Here is a 12258-nt window from a genome sequence, read left to right on the forward strand (position 1 = left end):
GCCGAGGGGATCCATTCCGTCGGTATCGACCGGATCGTGGCAGAGGCGCAGGTGACCCGGGCCACGTTGTACCGGCACTTCGCGAGCAAGGAAGACCTCATCCTGGCCTACCTCGCGCAGGCCGACCAGGGCATCCGGGGGCGGGTGGCGGCCGCGCAGGCCAGCAGCCCGTCACCATACGATCAGGTCCGGGCCGTGGCCAGGACCATCACCGACGGCATCCAGTCACCCGGCTTTCGCGGCTGTGCCTTCCTCAACGCGGCGGCCGAGTACTCCGATCCCGCCCACCCGATCCACCAGGCCGTCCTGGCCCACCGGCAATGGTTCCTGACCACCGTCACCGACCTGCTGGCACAGAGCAGCGAGACAACGGCCGAGGCTGCCGGGCGTCACTTCGTCATGCTCCGCGACGGCGCCATGGCAGCCGGCTGCCTCTTCGACCCCAAACTCATCTCCGACACCTTCCTCCACGGCGTCGAAGGCATCCTCAAAGCCCGCACCATCCCCGAACTCGCCCAGAACACAGCCGCCCCCGCACTACAGCCCTGACCGCCTGAAGCCCTCAATGGTGTCGGCATGGCAAGTCGCTCCGGCACCCAAAAGCCCGGTGGCTGCCACGCCACCGGGCTGATCAATTGACGCCGTCTCAAATGCAGCATCGCCCGGCTGAGCAGCCGGGCGATGCACACGGCCACCCTTTTCCGGATGCGACGCCGTGTCGGTGAAACGACGTACGTCGCGCGCAAGTTGGCCGAAGGCCAGGCTGCCGCGAGGGGTGCAGAAATGCCATAAGCGGGTGGCCTGTGTCAGGTCTTGAAGGTCTTCGTGCCGCGCCGGCCCGGCACGAAGAACTCGATCAAGCTGCTTGAGATGACCTGGCTGCCCCGGGGGAGGCCTAACGGGGCTGGTCCGCTGAGCTGTATCTTCGAGGAATGGTCAGCTCTGCTGCTAGCCCAGTTGGCCCGGTCGGCACACCGAGTCCGTCGCTGTCCTGAGCGCCTGACGGTGGAGCGTGTCCAGGCGCTCCTGCGCTGCCCCTGATACTTCGGCCAGGGCAAGCTGCACCGAGCAGGTGACCGGCCTGTTGCGCAGGGACTCCGTGTCCTTGAGTTCCGCGAGCAAGGCCGTCGTCAGCTGGTCGAGTCGGGCCCGGATCTGACTGAGATCGGGCCGCGTCGTAGGTGCTTCGTCCGGGTGCGCGGTCCAGCGGGCGAACAGCCCACGCTGCACTTCCTTGCTCGCGGTGATCTGATCGCGGAAAATCGCCACGGCCGCCTGCGAGTTCACTCCGACAGCCTCGGCCTGCTGGCGAACCTGCTCGAGCACCTGAGCCTCACGAACCGGGTCTTCGATGGGTGAGGCCGTGCCGAACTTGGACGCCGCTACATCGTCGCTCACCAGCAGACGCTCGATGACAAGGGCGGTCAGGGGGCCGAGCTGACCAAGCGGCTTGGACGCCACACTGTTCACAGGGGCGGAGCTCGGGCCCTTACTTGCTGCCATGGCCTGGGGAGCGGCCAGCACTGTCGTAGCGAGGAGCAGTCCGATGGTAGCCACGCCCTGAGTCGTCCGATTTCGCAGATTCAATGGTTTGTCTCGTTCTTGATAGTCGCAAAGGGTGGTTGCGTGACTCATGACGCCGGGTCCGGCAGCGGGGTCGCGCTGAAGACGTGATGCGGATCGAAGCGGCGTTTCACAGCGAGCAGCCGCGCGGTGTTCGGACCATACGCATGGGCAATCTGTGACGCTTCATCAGGTCCGAGCAGGTTGGGGTATCCGCCCGGCAGTGCGTCGGGCGCGAAGGCGCTGCCCACCGTGTCGGCCCAGGCGCGGTGCTCTGCTGCACGACTGTCGTCAGGATCCCAGAGAGCGATGATCTCGATCATCAGATGTGGGGTACGGACGCCGAACGCCGTGTCCTCCACAGGGACGCGCGCTGCGGCCCCATGCAGGCTGTGCGCAGATACGGCCGAGTAGGGCGAGGTGAGTGTGGACCCGGCGAGGGCCAGCGCGTCGCGCACGCCTGGGGTGAGGGAGGGCACCGAGCGTTGACGGATCTCGACGTGCCGTCCGAACGGGAACAGCGCGTCGACGCCCGCGAGCATCTCGGGGGTGGTGGTGGGGGCGATCTGGGAGACGACGGCTGTCCCAAGCGAGTCGAGCCGCGCCAGCGTGCGTTCCCCAGCAGCGGTGTCATCGCCGCACCATGTCGGCGAAAGGAACACCATGGGCTTTCCGTCGGGGCCGGGCAGGACACCGGACTGCACGGTCAGCTCGTCCGGGCTCTCGACCAGAACGTCCGACAGCCCGGCCAGCACGCTTGTGACCTGCTCCCACGGAAACAGCATCATGCCGGACAGCAGCGTGGACACACGGTGCAGGCGCACGCGCATCGCGGTGACGACACCGAAGTTGCCGCCACCGCCGCGCAGTGCCCAGAACAGGTCCGGTTCCCGATCGGAGTCGACGGTGACGATCGAACCGTCGGCCAGCACCACGTCCGCGGACAGCAGATTGTCCAGGGCGAGTCCGAAGCGACCGCTCAGCAGTCCGTAGCCTCCGCCGAGGGTCAGGCCTGCCATTCCGACCGAGCCCGCGGAGCCAGTCGCAGCGGTCAGACCAAAGGGGTGTGCAGCGGCCACGACATCGGCGACCGTAGCCCCTCCCGACACGTGCGCGACCTCCGCCACGGGGTCGACCGACACCGATCGCATGCCGGAAAGGTCGATGGTCAGGCCACCGTCGCTCAGCGACCTGCCGGCCCAGTCGTGGCCGCCGCCGCGCACCGTGAGAGGCACCCCGTTCTCCCGCGCGGCCAGTACAGCGGCTTGGACGTCGGCCGGGTCGGCACACCGGATGATGGCTCCGGGGCGGGTGGAGACGGCGCCGTTCCAAATGCTTGTCGCGGCGTTGTAGGCCGGCCCCGTGGTAGCGACTGATCCCGTCCGGGCGGTCCTGTGCAGCGTGTCGGTGACGCGGGTGATCGGGGTGGGGGTGGGGGGTGACATGGCAACCTCGTCGATTTTCTCGCTTGGAGTGGGCAGTTGCGTCTTTTCGGTAGTTCCGGATGGCGCCGTTCACCGTTTGCCGCGGGCGGGGGGGCTACCTGGAACACCCTGTGAAGGTGGCGCTGCCGGGCCAGGTGACGATCACGTGGGGGCCGGCTTCCAGGTGCGTTCTGGACGATGGGTTGTGGGTCGTCCAGAACTGCGGCCGCAAATCGTGTTCGCAGCCGATGGACCGTATCCAGGCCGTGGAAAGGGGTAGCCCGTCTCGACCGGACGTCGCACCCGAAAGGAACGAACGTTCTGCCTTGATCAGGTTCTCAGTGTTTGGTTGACGATGTCAAGACAGAACGTTCTACATGGAATGCGCGGCGCGGCGTTCCCCGTACTGTGCACGCGGCTTGGCGGCAGTGGCCGCAGTGATCTCTCCCGGGCCCAGAGGCAATCAGGACGCCCGCTCTTTCTGTGCGTCTTGGCTCAGGCCGTTGGAGGCACGCAGCGGGACCTCCTTGATGAACAGAGTGACCAGGAAAGCGATCAAGGCGACCGGGGCGACGTACAGGAAGATGTCGCCAATGGCCTGACCGTAGGCGCCCTCGAGCCAGGTACGGACCGGCACGGGCAGCGCTGCGAGGTCGGGGAGTTGGCCGCTGCCGGAAGCCTTCGCGGCGGTGGCCTGGTCCTCAGGGCTGAGCGTGCCGATCGTCTCCAGGGCGTGCCGGCCGATACGGCTGGAGAGGATCGAGCCGAGAACCGAGACGCCCACCGCGCCGCCGAGTGAGCGGAAGAAGGTCACAGTGGAGGACGCGGCACCAAGGTCATGAGAGGACACCTGATTCTGGGTGCACAGGACAAGGTTCTGGAGCGTCATGCCCACCCCGAGCCCGATCAGAGCCATGCAGCTTGCTGTGTACAGGTACGGGGTGTCGTAGCGGAGCATCCCCAGCAGGCCCAGACCCGCGGTGAGCAGGATGCCGCCGGCCACCAGCCATCCCTTCCACTTGCCGGTGCGGGTGATGACGCGTCCTGAGACGGTCGAGGAGATGAACAGGCCGCCGATGAGCGGAATCGTCATCACTCCCGACATCGTGGGAGACGCACCACGCGCCAGCTGGAAATACTGGCTGAAGAAGACGGTGCCGGCGAACAGGGCAATGCCGACGAACAGGGAGGCTACGGAAGCCAGGGCAATCGTCGGATTACGGAACAGGCGCAGGGGGATGATCGGTTCGCTGACCTTCGTCTCGATGTACAGGAAGATCAGTGTCAGGACGAGAGAGATGCCGACCAGCGTGTAGGTCTGCCAGGACAGCCAGTCGTACTTGTCGTCGGCGAAGGTGACCCAGACCAGCAGCGTGCTGACGGCGGCCGTGACGAAGAACGCTCCAGCCCAGTCCACCTTGACGTGGCGCTTGGTCAGCGGCAGGTTCAGCGTGCGCTGCAGCACGATCAGCGCGACGATCGCGAAGGGGATTCCGACGAACAGGCACCAGCGCCAGCCAAGCCAGCTGGTGTCGGTGATGACGCCGCCGAGCAGCGGACCCCCGACGGTGGCGACGGCGAAGGTCGCGCCCAGGTAGCCCGAATAGCGACCTCGTTCACGAGGGGAGATCATCGCGGCCAACACGACCTGTCCCAGTGCCGACAGGCCACCTCCGCCCACCCCTTGGATGACGCGCGCGGCGATCAGCGTGGCCGGGTTCGGCGCGAAACCGGCGATCAAAGAGCCGAGGACAAAGATGACCAGCGCCGACTGGACCAGGATCTTCTTGCTGAAAAGGTCGGAGAGCTTGCCCCACAGGGGCGTCGAGGCGGTGACCGTGAGGAGCGACGAGGTGACGACCCAGGTGTAGGCACTCTGACCGCCGCCGAGGTCGCCGATGATCCGCGGTAGCGCGTTGGTGACGACGGTCGAGGACAAGATGGCGCAGAACAGGCCGAGAAGCAATCCGGAGAGGGCGCGCATGATTTGCGCGTGGGTCATCGCTGCCCCTCCGCCGTCATGCTCGTGGAGGACGGGTGACTCCGTACTTCTGCTAGGCGTGGTGGGCATGGGGTGCGGTTCCTTTGTCCGAAGCGATGGGAGTCATGCAGCGGGGGCGTCGGCGGGATGGGCGTCACCGACCTGTCCGGCATACGGGCGCGGTCCAGCTCGGGAGGCAGTGTCGAAGGCGACGTGGAGTCGGGACAGCAGAGCAACCAGTTGGCGTATGTCCTCTTCGCTCCAGTCGCCCATCCGCGCAGCGAGCTCTGCAGCGCGACGCTCGGAGAGTTCGGCGAGCCGGGCGCGGCCCTCAGAGGTGAGGCGCAGGATGCGTGAGCGCCTGTCGGCCGGGTCAGGCCTGCGGTCGACCCAGTTCAGCATGGTGAGTTGAGCGATGTAGCGGCTGGTGACCGACATGTCGATGCCGAGCAGTTCGGTGAGCCGGCCGATATTGACAGCGCCGTGGCGGCTGAGCACGGCCAGGGTCGTGGCACACCCTGCGGAGCAGTCAGGCGGAACGATCCGGCCGAGTTCGCGCCGCACGCCGGCGATGGCCGTGAGCTGGTGCGCCAGCTCTTCATGCAAGGCAGTCGTGGCCACGTGGCATCTCCGTATTATTGCTTTGGGCAACTATATGGTCGCGGGGGTGCGTGGGGTTCATGGATGAGCAGCGCGGTCGGCACGTCGATCGGAGTGCGATCGCCGATACGTACCTGCCACGCTAGCAGATAATGAGGTAGAACGTTCGGTCTTGACAGATGGGGCGCGTCACCTAAGCTGAAGACCGAACGATCTCCCATGTGAGGCTCACGGCCGGCTCCACGCGTGGGACGAACTCCGTTCACCATCCGCGCGACTGCCGCGCTCGGCCCGACCGACTGGCGGAGGCCTGTCGGGGATGGCAACCCGAACATGCAAATCCGCCTGCGAAAGAGCGGGTCAGGGCCTCGGCTGCCGTACGAGAGGTCCCGTAAGAGAGAGCGTTGTCCAATGGAACCCGTTGCCCGTTTCAATGTCGACACCAGCAAGCCCCATCCCGCACGGGTGTATGACTGGCTGCTGGGCGGCGAGAACAACTATCCCGTCGACCGAGAGATCGGACAGGCGCTGCCCCCGGAAACGCGAGGCAACGCGGCCAGGAACCGGGCGTTCATGCACCGGGCCGTCGCCTGGCTGGCGAAGAACGGTGTCGATCAGTTCCTCGACATCGGTTCCGGCATTCCGACCGGGCCCAACCTGCATCAGGTCGTGCAGGCGATCGCGCCCGCTGCACGGATCGTCTACGCCGACAGCGATCCAAGTGTCCTGCCTCACGCGCAGGCGCTTTTGACCAGTACCCCGGAGGGGAGCACCGACTTCCTCCATGCGGATGTGCGCGAGCCCGCAGATCTGCTGGAACGCGCCGGTGCGCAACTCGACTTCGAACGCCCCGTAGCTCTTTCACTGCTCGCACTCCTTCACTTCCTGCCCGACGAGGAAGACCCCTACGGCATCGTGGGCACACTGGTGAAGGCACTTCCTGCGGGCAGCTACCTGCTTCTGTCGCACGGAACAACTGATCAGCATCCGGAGTGGAAGGGGAAGATCGAGGCCGCGTACGAACAGGGTGCCATTCCACTCCGGTTGCGGACTCGCAGTGAGGTCGAGCCTTTCTTCGAGGGACTCGAACTCGTCGCGCCCGGGCTGGTGTACGCCACAGAGTGGTACCAGGAAGATCCTGCGCCGATCCAGGAGCGAAGCGGGCTTCATGTCGGGGTTGCCAGGATTCCCTGACGGGGCGGCCCGACGCGGCCCTCTGCGGTCCCATCCGGTCGGCCATGCACGCCAAGCACCACGTTCTGACCGAGGCAAGACATTGCGCTCGCGGTGTCGCTGACTTGGTGGCAACCCCAACGATGTCCCGCGACTGCTGAGGCTGGTGGACCAGGTACCGGCCATGGCCGGGGACGTGAGCCGGCCCCGACCATGGCCCGAAGTACTCGCCGACCGCGGCTACAGCCAGGACCACGGGCGTCAGATGCGAGCCCGGTAGATCCTGCGATCATCATCGAAGGCGGGCGGTTCCACGGTTCCGAGCAATGCTCGAGACTGTGGCTCAGCCCCGGGGCGGAACGCGGAGGGCGTACCTTCCCGGATGATCCTGAGATGGTCACCGAGTAGGCCCGCGTTCGCGGCTCGGGTCGGGAAGACACGCTCGTGCCAGCGCAGTCACCGACGATGGATCCATCCAGTCCGGCTCCCTGATCGACGAGACCGTGCGCGAGGGGGCCCGGAGCTTGCTGGCAGCCGCGCTGGAGGCGGAAGTAAACCAGTACATAGCCGAGTTGGCTGAGGAGAAGGACGAGTCCGGACGACGCATGGTGGTCCGCAACGGCCACCACCGGCCGCGGTCGGTGGTCACCGAGGCCGGGCCGGTCGAGGTCAGGGCCCCGGGTCAACGACCGGCGCGTGGACAAGACGACCGGCGAGCGCAAGCGGATCTCCTCGTAGATCCTGGCGCCGTGGTGCGCAAGTTGCCGAAGATCTCCGAGGTGCTGCCTCTGCTCTACCTGCACGGTCCGTCGTCCGGGGACTTCGTGCGCTGGAGCAGTCCGCTGCGGCAGCGCCGGCCTGTCGCCGGCCACCGCGGCCCCGCTGACCAAGCAGTGGAGCGACGACCACGACGCCTTGCAGACCCGGGACCTGTCCGACCGGGACTACGTCTACGTGCGGGCCGACGGCGTGCACCCCAAGGTCCGCCTCGGACAGGCCCACTCGTGTGTCCTGGACCTAGGCCAGAACGGTGGAGCAATGGTCAAGAGTTGTGAGTGAGGCCCTCCGACTCGACGGCGGTGATCTCTGCTCGTTGCGGGTATTGTGAATCAGCACCTTTGGTGCCGTGCCGCCGGGAGCACACGCGGTGCTCTCGCGCAGGCCCTCAGCGAGAGCGATGAGCTCCTTGGTTCCGTCCAAGCGGACACCGAGCATGGGAATCCACCGACAAGCCGCCGAAGGAACGGTCGCTCGGGTGTACAGCTCGTTACCAACATGGCCAATCGCAGCGGGCATGCCTCACATCGGCGTGCACACTGATCAAATGCCTCCGCCCGCATCCTGAGGACAAGGCCGCTGCTGCGAATGCCGGACACCGACTGCGCCTGATTGCCGGCGACCGGTCGTTGGGTGCGGTCATCTGCACCGAAAGCTGTGATCCATCGCCCTACGCCGCGTCGGCGTGGGAGTGACCGGCGAGGTTCGCCATCTCCCGCAGGCCTTCATCGAAGTTGCCGCGCGGTCGGTAACCGAGGTCGGTGCGGGCCGCGCTGATGTCGTAGACGCGGTCGCGGCCCAACAGTGCGACCAGCCACTTGGTGAGCGGTGGGGGAGTGGTCCTACGAAGCAGTCGTGCCCCTCCGTCCATGAGAGCAGCGAGCGGCGCGGCCACGGCCAGGGGAACGCTGCGGCTGGCGGAGACGTCGACGCCCTGGGTGGCCAGCAGCCCGGTGAAGAAGTCGCGGATCGACATGGGGGACCCGTCGGTGACGTAGTAGGGCACGCCGTGGTGGCCTTCGGTGAGAGCCAGCAGGACGACGTCAGCGAGATTGTGGACATGGATGAAGTCCACGAGGTGGCGGCCTGAGTCGAGCCACAGGAAACGTCCCTTGGCGGCGTCTGCGGCCGTTTCGGCGATCTTCATGCCCGGACCCCATACGAGGGGTGGGCGCAGGATCACGAGGGTCGTTCCTTGTGACGCGGCGCCGCGCAAGGCGTCCTCAGTAGCCAACTTGGCGCGGAAGTAGGCCGTGATGGGGGTGCCCTCATCGGTGTTCTCGTCGACCACGGTGGCACGCTGGGTACCGGTGGACACACCCGCAGCGCTGAGAAGCACGAACCGAGGCACCTTCGCCTTGACCGCGGCTGCGTGCAGGGCGACCGTCGGGTGGTGATTGTCGGTACGGAAACCCGCCTCGTCGCCCCAGAACTCCATCCTGGCTGCCGCGTGCACGACGGCGTCAACCTGCTGCATGGTTTGCAGCCAGGCCGGCGCAGCGGGTGAGCCGTCCGGCTGGACGAGGTCGGCCAGATCGCCCAGCACTGACTCGGCTCCGGCGTCGATCACCTTGTCCGCGCTCGTGCTGGAGCGGGCGAGCGCGACAACTGTGTGGCCCGCAGCGCGCAGTTGGCGTATCAGGTGCTGGCCGACGAAGCCGCTCCCGCCGGTGAGGAAGACGCGCATCAAGAACTCCTTGTGGTCAATTGCGCTGTGCGGGCCTAGAACCCTTGTTGTAGGGCCACGCCTGGCGGCTCGGACGAGTGGGAGCGTATGCGCGAGCGTGGGCGGAGACCCGGGCCGTGCGCTGCGCTGAGAAAGGGTTCAATCAGGGCAGGCACGGCGTTGGTGGCGGGCCGATGGCCAGCACTTCGTCTACTTGGGGACGCACGACGGGGGCTTCGGACGCCACGCCACGGCTGTTCGACTCAAGGCTGTTCCGTCAAGGTGCCTACGGCACAGGGAGGTTGGCGCAAGCCGTGTTCTCGGCGCCGGCCCACTCAGCGAAGGAAGCCTTCGTAGTGGCGCTGCTGAAGCTGGCTCTCGATCTGTCTCACCGTGTCCAGGCCCACGCCGACGATGATCAGAAGGCTGGTCCCGCCGAACGGGAAGTTCTGACTTGTGCCACTGGTGGCCAGCGCGATGGTGGGGACGAGAGCGATCAGTCCCAGATACAGGGCGCCTGGCCAAGTGAGCCGATTGAGTGTGTAGCGCAGATATTCGGCGGTCGGCCGTCCGGCTCTGATGCCCGGGATGAACCCTCCGTACCGCTTCATGTTGTCCGCGACCTCGTCGGGGTTGAAGGTGATCGTGACATAGAAGAATGCGAAGAACACGATGAGCACGGAGTACGCGGTGATGTAGATCGGGTGGTCACTCTTGGTGAGATTCTGAGTGATCCACGTCTTCCACCCCGAGTTGCCGTCGGAGAACTGCGCGACCAGGGCTGGGATGTAGAGGAGCGAGGAAGCGAAGATGACGGGGATGACGCCTGCCAGGTTCAGCTTCAGCGGTATGTAAGTCGACGTGCCGCCATAGGAACGGCGGCCGACCATGCGCTTGGCGTACTGAACGGGGATGCGGCGTTGGGCCTGTTCCACGAACACCACCAGCGCGACCAGGACCAGGCCGACCAGAATGACACCGCCGAACTCGATCCAACCGCCGGCCAGGGTGCCCTGCTTCTTGATCGCCCACAGGGCGGACGGGGTCGTGGCGGCGATCGAGATGAACATCAGGATCGACATGCCGTTGCCGATGCCGCGATCGGTGATCAGTTCACCGAGCCACATGACTACACAGGTGCCGGCGGTCATGGAGATGACCATCGTGACAGTGGTGAAGATCCCCTGATCCGGGACGATATTGCCGGCGGCCGTGCAACCGGAGAAGAGGGCCCCGCTGCGGGCAGTGGCCACAAGTCCGGTGCCCTGCAGGACCGCCAGTGCCACGGTCAGGTAGCGGGTGTACTGAATGATCTTTGCATTGCCGGACTGACCCTCTTTCTTGAGGGCTTCCAGACGCGGGATGACGACCGTCAGTAGCTGCAGGATGATGCTGGCGGTGATGTAAGGCAAGACGCCCAGCGCGAAGATGGTGATCTGAAGCAGAGCGCCGCCGCTGAACAGGTTGACCAGTCCGAGTAGACCCTGGCTGCCGGAAGTCTCATCGACGCACTGCTGGACAGCTCTGTAGTTGACGCCCGGGAGTGGGACGTGGGTCCCTATCCGGTACACCACGATGATGCCGAGCGTGAAAAGCAGCTTCTTGCGCAGGTCGGGCGTTTTGATTGCGTGGGCGAATGTGGCGATCACGGTGCCTCCGGCGACCCTGCAAGTACGTGCCGTCGTGAGGGTCAGGTTTTCTACAGAACAGGACAAAGCAAGGGACGGGATGTGTGCTGCGTGGTCACAGCTGTCCTTGTTCGGCTTTGGGTCCTCCGCCTCGTCGGTACGCTGCAAGACTAAACGTTCTATCACGCAGCATCGTCGGCCTTGACGGGTGCACCTGTCAAGACCGAACGATCTGTCTCGCTGCTGTCGTGGCGGGCGGCAGCCGCTGCGGTCGTGATTGATCGGCAGGCACTCTGCGGCTGGGTGCTTTGGCGTCGCGCATGTGCCGACGCGCCACGACAGCGGATAGTGCCGTCAGCGTCTCGCTACGGTCTCGCTGATCACGGCCTGTCCACCGGCACGGCCAGTTCGGGTCCTCGTCCGCGTTGACCTGTGCTATCAGAGCGGTGAATACCCGCTCCCCGGCCCGGCAGATGCCCACACTGGGTTCCGGTCTGGCGCTTACTTGAAGCCGATCGCGTCGATTACCTCCCGGTGATGCCGCCACCAGCCGCCGCGCTGCGGCACCCGACCCGGAAGCAGCGGCTCGACCCGCGCCCTCTACATCTCGGTCAACGGCCCACCTAAAGCAACGACCGGACGATCGACAGGGAGGAGCCATGCGCTGGCCGTGCCATCGGCCGGGGCGGCTGACGTCCACCAGCCATCACTCGGCTTGCCATTGCTTCTGGCCGCAAGCGCACAGGACCGACGCTGAAGTGATCTTCCAGCTCGTGACGCAGAAAACTACCGGTCTCGGTCCGGCTGGCGCCGGAACCGAGCCGCTGGAGGAGAGGGGCGAGCATGCAGTCGTATGCGTCCTGCACATCGTCAGCGACGCCTACCGGATCCCACACATTGCGCAGATGACGCAGGTCGTATGCGGTGGAAGCGTGCCGGGGTCTGATCGCCCCGGACTGTCACCGGGAACGACCGCCAGCACCTGCCTTCTGATCCAACCGAACCGCCTACGCCGGGTCCCCGGGGTTCGCCTTGAGCAGCAGCCTGTGCAAGGTTGCCAGCTCGTCTGGCGTCAACGCGCCGAGAGAGTGCCGCATGACGCCTTCGACGACCTTGGCCCCTTCGAGTCGTAGCCGTTCTCCTTCCGCGGTGAGGCGGTGTCGGACGGCGCGACCCGGCCCGGAGACCCGCTCGATGAGCCCTCGGCCGATCATCCGGCCCGCCAGCGTGCCTATCGACTGGTCCGTCTGGAACGTCAGCACCGCCAGCGCATGCAGGGACGCGTCCGGTTGGGCGTGCAGATGCCTCAGCACATCCCACTGCGGCAGGGACAGGCCGAGCTCGCCCAAGCCGGTGTTCGCCGCGCGATGGTGGTGCCACTGCAGTCGTTTTACCGCCAGTCCGACATCCTGCAATGTCACGGCAGTCATGGTGATGCCTTTCAAT

At 65.9% G+C, this 12258-nt stretch carries 9 protein-coding genes and 1 pseudogene; 3 read left to right on the top strand and 7 right to left on the bottom strand.

Features of this window, described 5'->3' with window-relative positions:
* Window positions 1-549 (top strand): TetR/AcrR family transcriptional regulator (locus H293_RS52270; RefSeq protein ID WP_020124828.1); only part of this gene is annotated, 549 nt, incomplete at its 5' end.
* 399 nt (window positions 550-948) lie between these two features.
* On the opposite strand, the gene H293_RS0147755 is transcribed toward H293_RS52270, so the two are convergent.
* The 4 genes from H293_RS0147755 to H293_RS0147770 form a co-directional block, all read right to left on the bottom strand.
* Window positions 949-1461, bottom strand: a complete 513-nt coding sequence (locus tag H293_RS0147755; protein ID WP_020124829.1) for a chorismate mutase — start codon at window positions 1459-1461, stop codon at window positions 949-951.
* 170 nt (window positions 1462-1631) lie between these two features.
* On the bottom strand, window positions 1632-3008 hold the full coding sequence (locus H293_RS0147760; RefSeq protein ID WP_020124830.1) for an FAD-binding oxidoreductase: 1377 nt from the start codon (window positions 3006-3008) through the stop codon (window positions 1632-1634).
* 442 nt (window positions 3009-3450) lie between these two features.
* Window positions 3451-4989 carry an MDR family MFS transporter gene (locus H293_RS0147765; protein ID WP_020124831.1) on the bottom strand — a complete coding sequence of 513 codons (1539 nt, stop codon included), beginning with the start codon at window positions 4987-4989 and terminating at the stop codon, window positions 3451-3453.
* A gap of 102 nt (window positions 4990-5091) precedes the next feature.
* A complete protein-coding gene (locus H293_RS0147770) occupies window positions 5092-5589 on the bottom strand; it encodes a MarR family winged helix-turn-helix transcriptional regulator (protein WP_020124832.1) in 498 nt (165 codons plus the stop codon).
* Window positions 5590-5979: 390 nt separating this feature from the next.
* Here H293_RS0147770 and H293_RS0147775 point away from each other — a divergent pair, with 390 nt between their 5' ends.
* Both H293_RS0147775 and H293_RS62070 read left to right on the top strand, forming a co-directional pair.
* Entirely contained in the window at window positions 5980-6762 is a 783-nt protein-coding gene (locus tag H293_RS0147775) for an SAM-dependent methyltransferase (RefSeq protein ID WP_020124833.1), read from the top strand.
* A gap of 452 nt (window positions 6763-7214) precedes the next feature.
* A pseudogene (locus tag H293_RS62070) lies at window positions 7215-7761 on the top strand (transposase); the annotation flags it as partial.
* A 427-nt stretch (window positions 7762-8188) separates the two neighbouring features.
* Here the strand turns inward: H293_RS62070 and H293_RS0147780 are convergent.
* The 3 genes from H293_RS0147780 to H293_RS0147790 all read right to left on the bottom strand — a co-directional run.
* The gene (locus H293_RS0147780; RefSeq protein ID WP_020124834.1) at window positions 8189-9205 is read right to left on the bottom strand and encodes an NAD-dependent epimerase/dehydratase family protein; all 1017 of its coding nucleotides are present in this window, start codon (window positions 9203-9205) and stop codon (window positions 8189-8191) included.
* 314 nt (window positions 9206-9519) lie between these two features.
* Window positions 9520-10833: a preprotein translocase subunit SecY gene (gene secY, locus H293_RS0147785; protein ID WP_020124835.1), complete on the bottom strand. Its 1314-nt coding sequence runs from the start codon at window positions 10831-10833 to the stop codon at window positions 9520-9522.
* 986 nt (window positions 10834-11819) lie between these two features.
* Window positions 11820-12258 (bottom strand): MarR family winged helix-turn-helix transcriptional regulator (locus H293_RS0147790; RefSeq protein WP_020124836.1); only part of this gene is annotated, 439 nt, incomplete at its 5' end.

The sequence above is a fragment of the Streptomyces canus 299MFChir4.1 genome (assembly GCF_000383615.1).
GTDB classification, from domain to species: domain Bacteria; phylum Actinomycetota; class Actinomycetes; order Streptomycetales; family Streptomycetaceae; genus Streptomyces; species Streptomyces canus_C.

Bases quoted from the DNA above. Each gene is read 5' to 3' on its own strand.
- H293_RS0147760 (WP_020124830.1), bottom strand. From the start codon at position 3,008: ATGTCACCCCCCACCCCCACCCCGATCACCCGCGTCACCGACACGCTG.
- H293_RS0147765 (WP_020124831.1), bottom strand. From the start codon at position 4,989: ATGACCCACGCGCAAATCATGCGCGCCCTCTCCGGATTGCTTCTCGGC.
- H293_RS0147775 (WP_020124833.1), top strand. From the start codon at position 5,980: ATGGAACCCGTTGCCCGTTTCAATGTCGACACCAGCAAGCCCCATCCC.
- H293_RS0147780 (WP_020124834.1), bottom strand. From the start codon at position 9,205: ATGCGCGTCTTCCTCACCGGCGGGAGCGGCTTCGTCGGCCAGCACCTG.